This is a genomic window from Massilia sp. ST3, assembly GCF_018119405.1.
Lineage (GTDB): Bacteria > Pseudomonadota > Gammaproteobacteria > Burkholderiales > Burkholderiaceae_D > Telluria.
Map to the genome: position 1 here is coordinate 1 of NZ_JAGPWC010000012.1, position 16,242 is coordinate 16,242.

General features: G+C 65.2%; 17 protein-coding genes and 1 tRNA gene. 9 read left to right on the forward strand and 9 right to left on the reverse strand.

From position 1 onward, the window contains the following. Positions 1 to 204 precede the first annotated feature (204 nt). A complete protein-coding gene (locus KBW98_RS05850) occupies positions 205 to 597 on the forward strand; it encodes a type II TA system antitoxin MqsA family protein (protein ID WP_229429010.1) in 393 nt (130 codons plus the stop codon). 9 nt (positions 598 to 606) lie between these two features. On the opposite strand, the gene KBW98_RS05855 is transcribed toward KBW98_RS05850, so the two are convergent. From KBW98_RS05855 to KBW98_RS05865, 3 genes are read right to left on the reverse strand one after another with little or no spacing between them, the layout of a single operon-like run. Further along, positions 607 to 1,371 carry a UDP-2,3-diacylglucosamine diphosphatase gene (locus KBW98_RS05855; protein WP_211519191.1) on the reverse strand — a complete coding sequence of 255 codons (765 nt, stop codon included), beginning with the start codon at positions 1,369 to 1,371 and terminating at the stop codon, positions 607 to 609. A 40-nt stretch (positions 1,372 to 1,411) separates the two neighbouring features. Then, a complete protein-coding gene (locus KBW98_RS05860; protein WP_211519192.1) occupies positions 1,412 to 1,903 on the reverse strand; it encodes a peptidylprolyl isomerase in 492 nt (163 codons plus the stop codon). Between the two features lie 45 nt (positions 1,904 to 1,948). Next, positions 1,949 to 2,557, reverse strand: a complete 609-nt coding sequence (locus KBW98_RS05865) for a peptidylprolyl isomerase (RefSeq protein ID WP_211519193.1) — start codon at positions 2,555 to 2,557, stop codon at positions 1,949 to 1,951. A gap of 251 nt (positions 2,558 to 2,808) precedes the next feature. Between KBW98_RS05865 and cysS the strand changes: the two genes are divergently transcribed. From cysS to KBW98_RS05895, 6 genes are all read left to right on the forward strand, one after another. Further along, positions 2,809 to 4,203: a cysteine--tRNA ligase gene (gene cysS / locus KBW98_RS05870; RefSeq protein WP_211519194.1), complete on the forward strand. Its 1,395-nt coding sequence runs from the start codon at positions 2,809 to 2,811 to the stop codon at positions 4,201 to 4,203. Continuing rightward, positions 4,203 to 4,913 (forward strand): DNA-3-methyladenine glycosylase, encoded by a 711-nt coding sequence (locus KBW98_RS05875; protein ID WP_211519195.1) that lies wholly within the window; start codon positions 4,203 to 4,205, stop codon positions 4,911 to 4,913. The genes cysS and KBW98_RS05875 overlap by 1 nt, the downstream gene beginning before the upstream one ends. Positions 4,914 to 4,971: 58 nt before the next feature. Then, entirely contained in the window at positions 4,972 to 5,949 is a 978-nt protein-coding gene (locus KBW98_RS05880) for an acetyl-CoA carboxylase carboxyltransferase subunit alpha (protein ID WP_211519196.1), read from the forward strand. Next, the gene (gene tilS / locus KBW98_RS05885; protein ID WP_211519197.1) at positions 5,946 to 7,361 is read left to right on the forward strand and encodes a tRNA lysidine(34) synthetase TilS; all 1,416 of its coding nucleotides are present in this window, start codon (positions 5,946 to 5,948) and stop codon (positions 7,359 to 7,361) included. Before KBW98_RS05880 ends, tilS begins: the two co-directional genes overlap by 4 nt. A 148-nt stretch (positions 7,362 to 7,509) precedes the next feature. Beyond that, positions 7,510 to 8,757 carry an aspartate kinase gene (locus tag KBW98_RS05890; RefSeq protein WP_211519198.1) on the forward strand — a complete coding sequence of 416 codons (1,248 nt, stop codon included), beginning with the start codon at positions 7,510 to 7,512 and terminating at the stop codon, positions 8,755 to 8,757. Between the two features lie 96 nt (positions 8,758 to 8,853). After that, positions 8,854 to 8,947: transfer RNA gene (locus KBW98_RS05895), tRNA-Ser, on the forward strand. A 99-nt stretch (positions 8,948 to 9,046) separates the two neighbouring features. Here the strand turns inward: KBW98_RS05895 and KBW98_RS05900 are convergent. From KBW98_RS05900 to KBW98_RS05915, 4 genes are read right to left on the reverse strand one after another with little or no spacing between them, the layout of a single operon-like run. Then, entirely contained in the window at positions 9,047 to 10,177 is a 1,131-nt protein-coding gene (locus KBW98_RS05900; RefSeq protein ID WP_211519199.1) for a CapA family protein, read from the reverse strand. Between the two features lie 59 nt (positions 10,178 to 10,236). After that, positions 10,237 to 10,848, reverse strand: a complete 612-nt coding sequence (locus KBW98_RS05905; protein ID WP_211519200.1) for a TadE/TadG family type IV pilus assembly protein — start codon at positions 10,846 to 10,848, stop codon at positions 10,237 to 10,239. Beyond that, positions 10,835 to 11,299: a TadE/TadG family type IV pilus assembly protein gene (locus tag KBW98_RS05910; protein WP_211519201.1), complete on the reverse strand. Its 465-nt coding sequence runs from the start codon at positions 11,297 to 11,299 to the stop codon at positions 10,835 to 10,837. Before KBW98_RS05910 ends, KBW98_RS05905 begins: the two co-directional genes overlap by 14 nt. Next, positions 11,296 to 12,702 (reverse strand): pilus assembly protein TadE, encoded by a 1,407-nt coding sequence (locus KBW98_RS05915; protein ID WP_211519202.1) that lies wholly within the window; start codon positions 12,700 to 12,702, stop codon positions 11,296 to 11,298. Before KBW98_RS05915 ends, KBW98_RS05910 begins: the two co-directional genes overlap by 4 nt. A 378-nt stretch (positions 12,703 to 13,080) precedes the next feature. Between KBW98_RS05915 and KBW98_RS05920 the strand changes: the two genes are divergently transcribed. Continuing rightward, positions 13,081 to 13,647, forward strand: a complete 567-nt coding sequence (locus KBW98_RS05920) for a PEP-CTERM sorting domain-containing protein (RefSeq protein WP_211519203.1) — start codon at positions 13,081 to 13,083, stop codon at positions 13,645 to 13,647. A gap of 71 nt (positions 13,648 to 13,718) precedes the next feature. Here KBW98_RS05920 and KBW98_RS05925 read toward each other — a convergent pair whose 3' ends face one another. After that, the gene (locus KBW98_RS05925) at positions 13,719 to 15,008 is read right to left on the reverse strand and encodes an aspartyl/asparaginyl beta-hydroxylase domain-containing protein (protein WP_211519204.1); all 1,290 of its coding nucleotides are present in this window, start codon (positions 15,006 to 15,008) and stop codon (positions 13,719 to 13,721) included. A gap of 176 nt (positions 15,009 to 15,184) precedes the next feature. Here KBW98_RS05925 and KBW98_RS05930 point away from each other — a divergent pair, with 176 nt between their 5' ends. Continuing rightward, positions 15,185 to 15,631: a DoxX family protein gene (locus KBW98_RS05930; RefSeq protein ID WP_211519205.1), complete on the forward strand. Its 447-nt coding sequence runs from the start codon at positions 15,185 to 15,187 to the stop codon at positions 15,629 to 15,631. Between the two features lie 5 nt (positions 15,632 to 15,636). Here the strand turns inward: KBW98_RS05930 and KBW98_RS05935 are convergent, their stop codons facing one another. Continuing rightward, positions 15,637 to 16,152, reverse strand: coding sequence for a nuclear transport factor 2 family protein (locus tag KBW98_RS05935; protein WP_211519206.1), 516 nt, complete (start codon positions 16,150 to 16,152; stop codon positions 15,637 to 15,639). Positions 16,153 to 16,242: the final 90 nt, after the last annotated feature.

Consider the following 16,242-nt stretch of genomic DNA (forward strand, 5'->3'; position numbering starts at 1 on the left):
TTTTATTTGAAACCTTGATTCGGCTTTTTTTGGGGGGGGGGGGGCCCCCCCCCCACGCGGTGATGGTTGGCAGCAAGATCATCCGGTGCGATATCGGAGCCCGAAAAGATCACCGCGTCGGCGGCGAAGCCGCCGACCCTACGGTCCGCGCCGGATTCGTCGGCTTTGGTAGGATTCGGCTAGAACTTCGAAGGAGAACCCGACATGCTGAAATGCCCGAACTGCGGCGTATCGCCCCTGGTGCACGCGACGCGGGACATGGTCTATACCTACAAGGGAAAGAGCACCATGATCCCGGACGTGATCGCGGACTACTGCTCGGGATGCCGCGAGGTGGTCTGCACCCGCGGCGAGGAAGAGCATTACGGCGAATTGATCCGCGCCTTCCGCAAGCAGGTCGACCTGGAAGCGGGTCAGGACATCCGCAACCTGCGCAAGAAGCTGGGCCTGACCCAGCAGAAGGCCGACGAACTGTTCGCCGACGGGCCGGGCGAGTTCTCGCGCCTTGAGAGCGGGCAGGCGGATGCACCGGCGGCGCTGCTCAAGCTGCTGCGGCTGGTGGGCCGGCATCCGCACTTGCTGGACGAGGTGCGCTAGGAAGAGGGCTTACAGCTCGGACAATTCGTGGCGCGTGATGGCCCCGTCCGCATCCAGCGCGATCCAGCCGCCGCGCGCCGGCTCGGCGTCCAGCTCCCAGTCCGGCAGCACGTAGCGCAGCCTGCCGTCCGTCTCGTGGACGGCGGGGCGGTGGGTATGGCCGTGGATGATCACCGACGCCTCGGCCTGCGCGAACAAGTCCTGCACCGCGTCAGGCGTGACATCCATGATCTCGTAGGACTTGCCCGCATGCGCCTCGCGGCTGCCTTCGCGCAGGCCCGCGATGATGGCCTTGCGCTGGGCCAGCGGCATGTCCAGGAACTGGCGCTGCCAGGCCGGATCGCGCACCTGGGCGCGGAAGGCCATGTACCTGGTGTCGAGGGTGCACTGGGCGTCGCCGTGCACCAGGGCGATGCGGCGACCGCCGGCCTCGATCAGGTGGGGCTCCTGCGCCAGCGTCAAGCCTGCTGCCTCCGCGAAGCCGCTGCCGACCAGGAAGTCCCGGTTGCCGGCCAGCCAATAGACGGTCACGCCCGCATCCGACACGGCGCGGATGGCGGCAATCACTTGCTGGTGGAAAGGCGCGGCGAGATCGTCGTCGCCGGCCCAGTATTCGAAGATGTCGCCGAGCAGGTAGAGCCGCTCGGCGCGCAGCGCCGGCCCGGCCATGAAGCGGTAGAAGGCTTCGGCCGTGCGCCGGTGCGATTCCTGCAGGTGCAGGTCGGAGATGAACAGCGCGCGCAGTGCTGCCGTCGGGCGCGCGGGCATTGTCATGAGATCGACGGGTGCAGCATGTGCCGGCGCGCTCCCGTGCTTAGACGACTTCGACTTTTTCGATGACGACCGGGTCGACCGGCACGTCCGAGTGCATGCCGCTGCGGGTGGTCTTGACGTTGTTGATCGCGTCGACGATGTCCTGGCCCGAGGTGACCTTGCCGAACACGGCATAGCCCCAGCCGTCCTGGCCCGGGTAGTTCAGGAAGGCGTTGTCCTTGGTGTTGATGAAGAACTGGGCCGATGCCGAGTGCGGCGCCGAGGTGCGGGCCATGGCGATGGTGTACTTGTCGTTCTTCAGGCCGTTCTTGGCTTCGTTCTCGACGGTGGCGTCGGTGCTCTTCTGCTTCATGCCCGGTTCGAAGCCGCCGCCCTGGATCATGAAGTCCTTGATCACACGGTGGAAGATGGTGTTGGTGAAGTGGCCCTTGTTCACGTAGTCCAGGAAATTGGCAACCGTCTTCGGCGCTTTCTCGGCGTCCAGTTCGATGGTGATGTTGCCCTTGTTCGTGGTCATGAGTAAGGTGGTCATGGGAGTGTCCTGTGAGTTGGTTATTGTTGAAGTGTTCAGCGGGCGCTATTTTACAAGCTTGTTGCCCTTGAGGAGGGTGGCGGATTGAATGAAGATCGGCGTGACCGGCACGTTTTCCATCCCGCGCACGTCGTCCACGACGACCGCCTTGATCTTGTCGACCACTTCCTGGCCCTTCACGACCTTGCCGAACACGGTGTAGCCCGAGCCGTTCACGTTCGGGAAATCGATGCCGGAATTGTCGGCCACGTTGATGAAGAACTGCGAGGTGGCGCTGTCCGGATGGTTCTCGCGCGCCATCGAAATCGTGTACGGCTGGTTCGACAAGCCGTTGTCCGACTCGTTCTTGACCGGCTTGAGGGTCTTGCGTCCTTCGAACTTCTCGTTCATGCCGCCGCCCTGGATCATGAAGCCGTCGATCACGCGGTGGAAGATCGTGCCCTTGTAGAATCCGGACTTCACATAGGCCAGGAAATTGGCGACGTTCTTGGGCGCTTTTTCCTGGTCGAGCTCGACGACGATCTCGCCCATGCTGGTCTTGATCGAGACCTGGGGCAGGTCGGCGGCCAGGGCCGCGCCGCTCAGAAGCAAGGCGCCTGCGGCGGCCGCGAGGCGGGTCAGGAGGGAACGGCGGGTCAAGCTGGGCATGGGCATCAGGCCTCCTCTGGTGGACATGGCGCAAGGCGCTGTCAAGGGTTTCGCTGAAAATAAAGCTGGACCATATGCGGCCAGACAGGATTTTATCAATGCTATACTTTGCGCAGAACGACCCATTCTATCAAATAAGAACAACACCGAGGACACAGACGCACCCGACGCAGGCTCCGCCCGGCGGCACCGCGCATTGAGCGCTTCCGCCCGGCTTTTGCATTGCCGGTCCGTCCACCTCTCCGATACGGTATTCAATGAGCCAACTCAAGATTTACAACACGCTCGCGCGTGACAAGCAGGTTTTCGTGCCCAAGGTCGCAGGCAAGGTCGGCATGTATGTGTGCGGCATGACCATCTACGATTACTGCCATGTGGGCCACGCGCGGATGATGATGGCTTTCGACGTCGTATACCGCTGGCTGCGGGCTTCCGGCTACGAGGTCAACTATGTTCGCAACATCACTGACATCGATGACAAGATCATCAAGCGCGCCGTCGAGAACAAGGAAACCATTGGCTCCCTGACCGCGCGCTTCGAGAAGTACATGGACGAGGACACGGCCGCGCTGGGCATCCTGCCGCCGACCGTGGTGCCGCACGCCACCGCCTACGTGCCGCAGATGCTGGACATCATCGACAAGCTCGAGCAGAAGGGCCTGGCCTACAAGAGCGAGGACGGCGACGTCAACTACGCCGTGCGCGGCTTCGAAGGCTACGGCAAGCTGTCCGGCAAGTCGCTCGACGACCTGCGCGCCGGCGAGCGCGTGGACGTCAGCAGCACCAAGCGCGACCCGCTCGACTTCGTGCTGTGGAAGGCCGGCAAGGAATCCGAGCCCGACGAAGCCAAGTGGGACTCGAAATGGGGCAAGGGCCGTCCGGGCTGGCACATCGAGTGCTCGGCCATGTCCTGCGCGACCCTGGGCGAACACTTCGACATCCACGGCGGCGGCGCCGACCTGCAGTTCCCCCATCACGAGAACGAGATCGCCCAGTCCGAAGGCGCCTTCGGCGGCCCGATGGTCAACTACTGGATCCACAACGGCTTCGTGCGCGTCGATAACGAGAAGATGTCCAAATCGCTGGGCAACTTCTTCACCATCCGCGACGTGCTCAAGAAATACGACGCCGAAGTGGTGCGCTTCTTCATCCTGCGCGCCCACTACCGCAGCCCGCTGAACTATTCCGACGTCCACATCGACGACGCCAAGGGCGCCCTGAGCCGCCTGTACACGGCGCTGTCCGACATCGACCTGGGAAGCGAAGCCCTGACCGTGAACTGGGACGATGAACACGCCAAGCGCTTCCGCGAAGCCATGGACGACGACTTCAACACCCCGCTGGCGGTGGCCGAGCTGTTCGACCTCGCGAGCGAAGTCAACCGCACCAAATCGGTCGACGCTGCGCGCCAGCTGAAAGCCCTGGCCGGCGTGCTGGGCCTGCTCGAGCGCTCGCCCCAGGCTTTCCTGCAATCCGGCGGCCAGGAAGAGGGCGGCATGGATGAAGCTGCGATCCTGGACGCCATCGCCCGCCGCGCCGACGCCAAGAAGGCGCGCAACTTTGCCGAAGCGGACAAGATCCGCGCCGAACTGACTGCTGCCGGGATCGTCCTGGAAGACAAGCCGGACGGAACGGGCTGGCGCCGCGCGTAATGGCAGCGAACAAGGACAAGGCGGGCGCGGCGACGCCAGGGGCATCTGTTGCCGACCAGGGGTCAGCAAATTCCGACATGCTGTCGGTGCCCGCCTACTGGGCCGAGGCCAAGCTGGAACTGATGCAGCGCGACCGCATCATGAACAAGCTGATCCCCCAGTTCGGCGACCTGCATTTGCGCGGCCATCCCGATCCCTTCACCACCCTCGCGCGCTCGATCGTGGGCCAGCAGGTGACGCCCAAGGCCGCCGACGCGGCCTGGGACAAGCTGCTCGCCCTGTGTCCGAAACTGGCCCCCAGCCAGGTGATCAAGGTCGGCGCCGCCCAGCTGGCCGGCTGCGGCCTGTCCAAGCGCAAGACCGAATACATCCTCGACCTGGCCGACCATTTCAAGGCCAGGCGGGTCCACGCCGACCTGTGGTCCCAGATGGATGACGAGGCCGTCATCGCCGAGCTGGTCCAGATCCGGGGCATTACGCGCTGGACAGCGGAGATGTTTTTGATATTTAATCTGCTCCGGCCGAACGTCCTGCCCCTGGACGACCCCGGCCTGATCCAGGGCATCAGCCAGAATTATTTCTCGGGCGAACCAGTGTCGCGCAGTGATGCGCGCGAGGTATCGGCCAATTGGGAGCCCTGGCGGACAGTTGCTACTTGGTATTTATGGCGCAGCCTGGACCCGATAGCGGCGTCCGGTACGGTAAAATAACGCCCTGACGCGCCGCGCGCACGGAAACGCAGCGGCCACGAAATAATCCGGAGGTACAATGACTAAAACAACTTTCCTCAATTTTGAGCAGCCGATCGCCGAGCTGGATTCCAAGATTGAAGAGCTGCGGTTCGTGCAGGACGATTCCGCCGTCGACATCTCCGAAGAGATCGACCGCCTGGCCAAGAAGAGCCAGCAACTGACCAAAGACATCTACGCCAAGCTGACTCCCTGGCAGGTTTCCCAGATCGCGCGCCACCCTCAGCGTCCGTACACCATGGACTATGTGAACGCGATCTTCACCGACTTCCACGAACTGCACGGCGACCGCACCTTCGCCGACGACCAGTCGATCGTGGGCGGCCTGGCCCGCTTCAATGGCCAGCCCTGCATGGTGATCGGCCACCAGAAGGGCCGCGACACCAAGGAGCGCGCGATGCGCAACTTCGGCATGCCGCGTCCTGAAGGCTACCGCAAGGCCATGCGCCTGATGAAGCTGGCCGAGAAATTCGGTCTGCCGATCTTCACCTTCGTCGACACCCCGGGCGCGTTCCCGGGCATCGACGCCGAAGAGCGTGGCCAGTCGGAAGCGATCGGCCACAACCTGTACGTCATGGCCGAGCTGAAAGTGCCGCTGATCGCCACCATCATCGGCGAAGGCGGCTCGGGCGGCGCGCTGGCGATCGCCGTCGGCGACGCAGTGCTGATGCTGCAGTACTCGACCTATTCGGTGATCTCGCCGGAAGGCTGCGCCTCGATCCTGTGGAAGACCTCGGAACGCGCCTCGGACGCGGCCGACGCCCTGGGCCTGACCGCGCACCGCCTCAAGGCCATCGGCCTGATCGACAAGATCGTCAACGAACCGCTGGGCGGCGCCCACCGCGACCCGGCCCAGATGGCCCAGCTGCTCAAGCGCGCCCTGGCCGACACCCTGCGCCAGTTCCAGGGCATGAAGACCAAGGACCTGCTTGAAGCCCGTCACGAAAAGCTGATGGCCTACGGCAAGTTCAAGGAAACGCTGCCGCGCGAAGAGTGAGCCGTTCCAAGACCGCTGCCGGCGCCTTGCCGGCGGCTTTTGCGCAGGCGATAGAAGGCCTGCGCGCGCAGTACCCCTTTGCTTCCCTGGCTGTTGCCCTCAGCGGCGGACTCGACTCCATGGTCCTGCTGCGCCTTGCCCATGCGTGGGCGAAGGAAGAGGGCGTCGCCATCCACGCCTTCCATGTCCATCACGGGCTCAGCCCGAACGCCGACGCCTGGCTCGCCCATTGCGAGCGTGCCTGTGGCGAGCTCGGCATCGCTTTCGATGTTCGCCGCGTCAGCATCCCGAAGGATAAATCCGGCGTCGAGGCGGCCGCGCGCCGCCTGCGCTATGCGGCGCTGGGCGAGCTGTGCCGGGCGCACGGCGCCGGCGTCCTGCTGACCGCCCACCACCTCGACGACCAGGCCGAGACCGTGCTGCTGCAGTTGCTGCGCGGTTCAGGCCCGGCCGGCCTGTCGGGCATGGACACCGCCAACCGCGCGCCCGGCCTGCTCGGCAGCGAGGAGCTCGTGATGGGGCGTCCGCTGCTGGCACAATCGCGCGCGGCGCTCGAAGCCTGGGCGGAGGGCCAGGGCGTCGCCTGGGTCGAGGACGAATCGAACGAAGATCCGCGCTACGCCCGCAATGCCCTGCGCCACGGGGTCATGCCGGCGCTGGCATCGAGCTTTCCGGGCTTCCAGGAACGCATCGCCCGCAGCGCCGCGCACGCGGCCTCGGCCCAGCGCCTGCTCGACGAGCTGGCCGAACAGGACCTGGCGGCCAGCCTCGACGGCGACGCACTCGACCTGGCGCGCCTCAAAGGGCTGAGCCGGGACCGCATCCACAATCTGCTGCGCCACCTGTTCACGGTGCGCGGCCTGGCCATGCCCTCGACCGCCTGGCTGGGCGAGATGGTGGCCCAGCTCTTGTGCGCGCGCGAAGACGCCCAGCTCAAGGTGACCCATCCGGGCTGTCACATCCGCCGCCACCGCGGCAAGCTCCACATCACGCCGCGCCTGCCCGACCTGGAGGGCATGCGCGATCCGGACGACATCGGCGTGCTGCACCGTGCGGGCGCGACCTTCCGCTGGGACGGCAGCGCGGCGACCGCCTTCCCGGCCTACGGCGGCGTGCTCCATATCGAGCCTGCCGCGCAGGGCTTCGACGCCGCCTGGCTGCGCAGCCAGGAACTGACGATCGACTTCCGCCAGGGAGGCGAGCGCCTCAAGCCGGCCGTCAACCGCCCCACCCGCAGCCTCAAGGCCCACTTCCAGCACCTGGGCGTGCCGGCCTGGGAGCGCGAGCGCCTGCCCGTGGTCAAGCGCGGACTGGACCTGCTGTTCGCCGCCGGGATCGGCATGGACTGCAAGCATTTCGGCAGGGAAGGGGCGCAACTGGTCGCCCTGCGCTGGGAGCCGAGTCCCGCTTGAATTGTCTATGCAAGTTCTATGCGCAAAAGGTATTACTTTATTTTCTTTTCGTATAGCTTTTGGCTTGCCCAGCCTTGTGATGACGCGTTGCAGCATGCTAGAGTAAAGGTCCCCTTTGATCTTTCTACAAGCTGGAACCCTTCCCGATATGGCTTTAATTGTCCACAAATATGGCGGAACGTCGATGGGCTCGACGGAACGCATCAAGAATGTCGCGGCCCGCGTGGCCAAGTGGCATGACGCAGGTCACCAAATCGTTGTCGTTCCGTCCGCCATGTCGGGCGAAACCAACCGCCTGATTGGCCTGGCCAAGGAAATCATGGCGCAACCTGATCCGCGCGAACTGGACATGATTGCTTCGACCGGCGAACAGGTCTCGGTGGGCCTGCTGGCGATGGCGCTGCTGGCGATCGGCAAGGATGCGGTCTCGTACACCGGCTGGCAGGCGGGCATCCGCACCGACTCATCGTTCACCAAGGCGCGCATCCAGTCGATCGACGACACCCGCGTGCGTGCGGACCTGGCGGCGGGCAAGATCGTCATCATCACGGGTTTCCAGGGCATGGACGAGGACGGCAACATCTCGACCCTGGGCCGCGGCGGCTCGGACACCTCGGCGGTGGCGATCGCGGCCGCGCTGAAGGCGGACGAGTGCCTGATCTACACCGACGTGGACGGCGTCTACACGACCGACCCGCGCGTGGTGCACGAAGCGCGCCGCCTGCAGAAGATCACCTTCGAAGAAATGCTCGAGCTGGCCTCGCTGGGCTCGAAAGTGCTGCAAACCCGTTCGGTCGAATTCGCAGGCAACTACCAGGTGCCGACGCGCGTGCTGTCGTCGCTGACCGATCCCCTGATGGACCTGGCGGAGGAAGCCAGCTCCGGTACCCTGATTTCGTTTGAGGAAGAAAGCAACATGGAACAAGCCGTCATCTCCGGCATCGCCTTCAATCGCGATGAAGCAAAGATCACCGTCCTGGGCGTGCCGGACAAACCGGGCGTCGCCTTCCACATCCTGGGCCCGATCGCCGACGCCAACATCGAAGTCGACATGATCATACAGAACCAGTCGGTCGACGGTAAGACCGACTTCACCTTCACGGTCTCGCGCAACGACTACGTCAAGGCGATGCACGTGCTGGAAGGCCAGCAGGAAGCCCTGGGCGCGACCAAGGTGATCGGCGACGCCAAGGTGTCCAAGGTCTCGGCCGTGGGCGTGGGCATGCGCAGCCACGTCGGCGTGGCGTCGCAGATGTTCCGCACTCTGTCGGAAGAGGGCATCAACATCCTGATGATCTCGACCTCGGAAATCAAGATCTCGGTGCTGATCGACGAAAAGTACATGGAACTGGCGGTTCGTGCCCTCCATAAAGCTTTTAACCTCGAGCAAGCTTAACAATTTTCAAAATTTTAGGGTGTGCGTCCTTGACGCACTGCGCGCCAGACCTTAAGATGCGTGCACTCAGCGCTGACTGACAAGTCGGAACTGATTGGAGGCGTGGCCGAGTGGCCGAAGGCACTTCCCTGCTAAGGAAGCATATGGGCTTAAACCTGTATCGTGGGTTCGAATCCCACCGCCTCCGCCAAGTTTCAGAGAAACAAGCGACCGCAAGGTCGCTTTTTTCTTTTCCGCGGAGGATCAGGCGAGCAGAGCGCCTGCGCGCTCTACACGAGATGTACCGAAGTCATCCACGCGCTCGCCAGTCCAACTGCAGATCCTGCTCGGCCAGTCGGGTAGCGCCCGTTCCGAACTGGCGTCCGTCACGGTTCAGTGTCGCCATTAGCCACCATACTCCGGGCTCAGGCGCAGTGTTCGCACGAAGCCGTTGGATTTGGATGGGTGTCATGACTAAGCTGCTGAGCCTGCCAGCCTCGAAGGTCGGAAAGTACATTAAAGCCAGGTCGCCACGAAACTCTTCATGGCCGCCGATCCCTTCGTAATCATTGAGGAAATCGCCGCAGCCGTACAAAATGGGTTTGTCGCGATAAACCTCGATGCCTTTCACATGGTGCGACGAGTGCCCGTACACCACGTCGACTTCGGCGAACTCAATCAAGCCGTGCGCAAATTCCCGCTGTTGCGCAGGGATGCCGAAACCCCAGTTCCCGCCCCAGTGAAAGGACGCCACCATCAGGTCTTCCGGCCGTTTCGCGGCGCGCACCTGGCCTGCGACGGCTTGCAGCTCGCTGGCATTCAGCCCGGCCAGGAGATTCACGCCAGGCCGGGAAGGGCCCGCCCTCCATGCCGGCGGCACGCCGCTGTCTTCGGTGGCCCAGGCGAACACCAGTACCCGGCCTTTTCCCGGCACATCCAGCACCGCGGGTGCGGCCGCCTCATCCATGTCGCGTCCGGCGCCCGCGGTGGCGATGCCGGCGCGATGCAGCGTGTCGAGGGTCTCCTTCAGGCCCTGGTAGCCCCAGTCCAGCACGTGGTTATTGGCGAGTACGCAGCAATCGATGCCGGCGGCGGCAAGGCAGGGGAGGTTGGCGGGATGCATGCGGTAATGGATGCCCTTGCCGGCCCATGCATGATCGCTGGTGGTCACCGCGGTTTCCAGGTTGACGATGCGCAGGTCCGGCGCCGCGCGCCGTAGGCCATCCAGCGCAGCGCCCCAGATGGTGGCGAAGCCGACCGGACGTGGAATCGGGCCGTGCTTCGCTTCCGCCAGCTTCACGTAGGCGCGCGCCGTATGCACGCAGGCTTCATGCAGTCCCGGCTTGCCAGGATGGGGAAGGATCTGGTCGATGCCGCGGCCGGTCATCACGTCGCCGCATAAGAACAAGGTGACGCCGCCTGGCGCCGCTGGCGTTTGCATGAGCGTGCTCCTGCGCGGGAATGCTCTCAGCATAGGCCCTCCCGGAGCGAAATCCATCGCTACAGGCAGGGCGTTCCTTCAGGCTGCGAACCCAGCGACTCCACCATGGTGATCGTGGTGGCCTTGGGCAGACCGACCGGCAGGGCGACGAAAGGCACCATCGACAGGTAATCGACCGGGTTGCATGCGATCTCCTCATTGTTTTCGCACACTTGCACCCGCACGAAGCGGATGCAGTTGGCGGCATTCGGATTCAGCAGGCATACCCTGCGGTTCTCGCGCGGACAGGTGGGCAGCAAGGCCGTGGGAATCGGGGTGAGCAGCGGCGCCGCACCGCCATTCGAGGGCAGCGCCAGGTAATCGATGCGGATGTTGCGGTCGGTGACGGGCGCGCCGAAGATCAGGTAGCCGGGCGAATCGCGGAACACCGCCTTCTGGCGAATGCGGTCGAGGGCCCCCGTGTCGCGGTGGCTGACGAACGACGCGGCGGCGGCGGCCCGGCGCGTCGATTCCTGCAACGTGTTGACGATGTACATCATGCGGGCGATCTCGATCACACCGAACACGAACAGCAGGAAGACGCCCGCCAGCAGGGCGACCTCGACCGCGGCCACGCCCGACTCGCGGGTCCTGGGCCGCCAGGGCCGCGCTTGCCTGTCAGCCCCCGACATAGTTCATCTCGTAGGTCACGTTGATCGGAATGCCGTAGCGGCCCGTGTCGGCGAAGCCGAGGATGTCGAAGAAGCCCATGCGCACCGTGACGCTGACGGTCTCCGGCAAGGCCAGGTTCCGGTAGCCGCTGCAGGGTTCGTCGCCGCAGGTGACGATGATGGTGGGCGTGGACTGGTCGGACACGATCTCCTCGAGCTCGGCGCGCGCGATCTGGGTCGCCACCCCGGTGGCCCAGGATGCCAGCGTGGCCTCGCGCATCTCCTGTTCGGAGATGGTCGACAGGTAGCGCGCCGCATCCTGGGCGGCCTTCTGGGCGACCGTGTAATGCCAGAGGAAGCGGCTGATAAACAGGGGCATCATCAGCATGATGAACAGGATGGGCAGGATCAATGCGAGTTCGACCGCGGCGGCGCCGCGTTGCCGGGAGGGCTTCGAATGGAAGATCTTCATGGGTAGAGGATGACTTGGCCTGGGATCGTGGATTCGTGTGCGATGCCGGCGAACTCCGCGAATACGCTGCTCGAGGTTGCCGGCGAGGTCATGAAGAATTTGCCGATCGCCACGGCGGTGGCGCCCACGTTGGTGCCCGGCGCCACCGGGCAGCTGAGCAGGGGCACATGCAGCAGGCGCCGGTTGATGCGGGCGGTGGGCAGGTGCTCGCCCGAGGGCGCCCGGTAATTGTTGCCGAAGGTCGAAAAGTAGGGCGTCTTGGATGGGAAGCTCGTGGCGGCGGGCCCCGAGGCATACAGCTTGGGCCAGTCCGAAGGCGCGAAGCGCGGATAGCCGTCGGCCGGTTCGGGCACGCCTTCCGTATAGCCCGAGAACTTGACGGCCCGCGCGTACGCCCATAGCGGCCCGTACATCGTGGCGTCGAGACCGGAAGGCGGCGAGACCGGGTCGACAATCGTCTGCAGGCGGTTGCCGGAGGGGTGGCCCGCCGCGCTGTTCATGGCAGGCCGCGGCGTCATCCACGTGACCCCGTTACCCGTATCGTGGGTATAGGCCTTGACGTTGAAGTCCGGGGGCGCGCCCCCAGGATCGCACACGGCGCCGTCATACTGGTCGAAGCGCGAGTTGAGCTGGCGGTACAGCGAGCCGATCGGAAAGGGCGAGCTCACCCGGATCGGGCCGCCGGTGACCCGCGGAATCCACATGCGGCCGGCACACACGAAGGGCGACACCGTGCCGGCGCTGGTATTGCCGGCCGCGCCCAGCCCTCCGGGCGGCGAGACCGGATCGACCACGTAATGCACGGGTGCGATGCCGTTCGGGTTCAATTGCATCAGGTCGTAGGTGACGCCGCGCCGGAATCCGTATTCCACCAGCTCGTCCGAGCTGGAGGTGTTGGCGCGGGCCGCACCCGGCAGCGGGGACATCGCGCAAATGGCGAGCGGGTCGACGTTGATGGCCGAGCGGCCGGCGATCGCGACCTCGCTGATGACGACCGGCGCGTCGGACCCGGTCAGGATGGGCATCAAGGTGGCCTGGATGGCGCCGAGATCCACGCCCAGCACCGAGGTGTCGACCTTCACGTAGAAACGGGCTGCGGGACTGCTCCTCGCGCTGGCCGCATCGACCCAGCCGCCGTCGGCGGACGGCGAGCTGCCGAACCTGATTGCATCGTCGGTCCAGGGCACCGCGATCCCGTACTTGAACTTGATGCGGCGCGCGGCGTCCCCGCCCTTGGCCAGCGCGGCGGTGATGCCGGCCGGCGTTCCGTTCAATTCGCGGGCCGCGGCCAGCGCCACCGTCTTGGCCAGGCCATGCAGCTCGGCCTTCCGGTTGTAGACCAGGCCCAGGTCGATCGCCAGGCCGCACACCCCCAGCATCACGATGACGGCCGGCACCGCCATGACGGCGAAGGCGCCGCGTTCCCGCCTGCGCGGGAGGAGCAGTGACCGCGGGCGCTGTCTGGATGGGGCGCTCCACCTTGAACCAACTCGCATTCTTTTTCCCCTCTGCATTGCCGGGCCGGCGTCGGAACCGTCCCCAGGCCATTCTAGGAAAAGATGTAAGCGAGACCTTGATTACCAACAATGCGATAAACGGAGGCGCCGTTCATGGCGAGAATATTTGCAACAGGAGGGATGTTTTTCCAGACTGAAAAGACGAGCTGCGCCAAGTGCTTGATCCGATGGTGTTTTCTTAGAGTATTGGCAACAGGCATGGTTGTTGCTGATAGCCATGGGTCGTATCAAAAATCATAATATTTCCAAACTAGCGGATTTCCCATGAAAAAGATCCTTTTCGCACTTGCCTTTAGCGCCGCTTGCGCCGCCCAGGCCGCACCGATCGCCTACCAGGTCAAGCGCAGTATCGGCACCGGATCGGTCGTCGGCAGCCTGACGACCGACGGCACCATCGGCGTCCTCGCCTCCAGCAACATTCTTTCCTGGAGCTTCACCCTCGACGACGGCATCGGCGCGGGCCCGCTGCAGATCACCAAGGGCGTCAACGCCAACCTGCTGCTCACCGGCGGCCTGCTGTCGGGCGATGCGGATTCGCTTGATTTCAATTTCGGTGCTGCGGGCGGCTTTGCCCTGTTCCAGAGTCCGAATCCGGGCAGCGGCAAGGACTGGTGGTGCCTGGAAGGCGTGAACAGCGGCTGCGCCGGCATGGGCGTCGGCGAAACCATGAACCGCACCAATGGCGCGCGTTATACCGCCTACAATTCCGTGGTGGCGATCGGCGTCGTGGAAACCAGCCAGGACGTGCCGGAACCCGGCTCGCTGGCGCTGGTCGGCCTGGCCCTCGCGGCGCTCGGCGGCGCCCGCGCCCGTTCGGCCAAGCGCGGCTGACCGGCCAAGTTCCCGCCAGGAGCGGCACGCCGCCCGGCGCGACCGCAAAGGATCCCGGCCTGGGCGCCGGGCTAGAGCGCGAATCCTCCGGCGGCCTGGGTGAACTGGTTGATCCCGGCCGTCATCGCCGTGATCATCGCGCGTTCCGCCTGCGACAGCTGCGGATGCCAGATGTCGAAGATCAGGACCACGCGCAGCTGCCCGCTGTCGTTCCAGGCCTCGTGCTCGATGGTGTCGTCGAAGACCCAGGCCTTGCCCACCTCCCATTCGCGCGTGTCGTTGCCGACCCGGAAGCCGCAGCCCGGCGGAACGATCAGGGGCAGGTGGGTGACCAGGCGCACGTTGCTCACGCCCGTATGCGGCGGAATCCGGGTCTTGGGCTTCAGTACCGAGAACATGGCGCTCGGCGTACGTCCCGGCTGGTCGGGCTGGGGGGCGCCGCGCAGGGCCGCCATGGTGCGCGGGCAGCGCGCGGCATTCTCTTCGACCGGTGCGCCATTGTCGATCAGGCGGAAGGCGCTCCAGCTGAGCGACTTGTTCAGCTCGGCCCACTGGTTGAGCGGCTGGTCTTCGGAATAATTGATGTAGGGCGTGAAGCCTTGTTCCGCCGCCAGCACCGCGAGGAATTCCTCGCGGATGGCGACGGTCGACGCTTCCAGCGCGTCCAGCCAGGGAAACTCGCTGCGCGGGAAGAAGCTGGTCGGCAGCAGGCCCTGGTAGTGGAACAGGGCGGGCTGGGAGTCGTAGCGCCGCTTGCGGCCGGTCATGATGTCGACCGACTCGCGGAAGCGCGCCAGGTTTTCGCCTTGCAGCTCGCGCAGGTAGGGCGCCAGGAAGCTGTCCAGGTGGGCGCCGAAGTCGCGGTTGTAGGCATCGTGCCAGTCCAGCGCTTCGCGCACCACCGGCTGCAGGTCCGGCGGCAGGGTGTGCAGCGGCGGCGCCACCGCCGCCACCGCGGCGCAGGCGCCGGCCGCGGCCTGGCGCCGGCCCTGGCGGATGTACAGGCGGCTGCGCAGCACCAGCGCCACCAGGTCGTAAGGGTCGACCGTGAGCGCGCCGCGCAGGGCCGCTTCCTCGCCGTCCTCGTCCTTCTGCGCCAGGCAGACCACGGACAGGTTGAGCCATTGCTGCTTGTCGCGGCCGTCGACTTCGACCAGGCGCTGGAGCAGGGCGCGCGCCCGGTCCAGGCGCCCGGCACTGAAAGCCTCGTGCGACAGCGAACGCAGAGCGCGCGGATGGTCCGGCGCACGCGCCAGGAGCGCTTCCCAGCATTGCACCGCGCGCCGCATGTCCCCGCGCGCGTCCGCCTGCAGCGCCTGCTGTTCGAGCGCCGCGATTTCCTTGATGTCTGCCGTCTGCATGAGCCCCTGCCTCTTATCAGTATGTACTGTGGATTTTGTACATACGTATGCATATTGGCAAGTTATATTTACGCCGGGCCATCCTTCCGGGTGGCCGGAGACCACACCTTCGTGTCTGTCCGGCGCGCACAAAAGCGCCTACCATGTGCGCGGCTCACTTCACAATGGATGACACCATGGCGGTCCACCATGACGCTTCCCCACAACGGATTTTCCTGCAAGCTGGGCCGGCCGGCACCGCGCTGGTCGTCCGGCTATGCCTGCTGTTGCTGTGCGCGGCCTACTTGCAGGGCGGCCTCGAGAAGGCGCTCGATTTTCCGGCCGCGGTGGCCGAGATGGCGCATTTCGGGCTGCGTCCCGCGGCGCCGGTGGCGCTGCTGACGATCGCCGGGGAGCTGGGGGCCTCGGTGCTGGTGGTGGGCGGCTGGTGGCGCTGGGCCGGGGCGGCCTGGCTGGCGCTGTTCACGCTGGCCGCGAACGGGGTGGCCAACCGCTGGTGGGAACTGGCGGGACCGGCGCGCCGGATGGCGGAGAACGGTTTCTACGAACACCTCGGCCTCGCGGGCGCCTTCCTGCTGGTGGCCTGGCTCGACCTGCAGGCGTGGCGCCGGCCGCGTGTCTGAAGGGCTTACTGCAGCGGCAACGCGCGCTTGTCCGGCGCCGTTCCGGCCGGACGGATCTCGGTGCTCTGGTGCAGGGTGTTGCGCCAGCCTTCGGGATACAGGGTCCAGACCCGTACATAGCGGCCGCGGAACTGGCGCACCGTGTCGGTCACCTGCATCCTGGCATGGAAGCGCCCGGTCACGACCGCGGCCCGGCCGCTGCCGAGCAGGGTGATCTCCATGTCGTCCACGCCGTAGCCCGAAAGCTTGAAGTCGTCGCGCGCGAGCGCTTGCAGGAATTCGGTCTTGGTGCGCGCCCGGCCATTGCTTTCGACATGGTAGTACTCGCCGCCGATGAGAAGGCGCAGGGTACCGATGTCGCGGTTCGACACCGCGGCCGCGCGCTTGCGTTCGGCGTCGCGGACGGCGCTGCTGTCCAGCGGCGAGGCGGTGGCGGCCACGCCCGCGCGCGCGGCGTCGAAGGCCCGCGCCGGTGAGCAGGCGAGGGCAGCTGCGAAGAGGAAGAAGGGCAAATGGCGCATGCGGTACAGGAAGAGTCGTTGTTCTCCCTAGTATATAAATTCTTATGGGTAAGATTGTAACGAAGTATTGCAGTCCACGTCACAATCCGA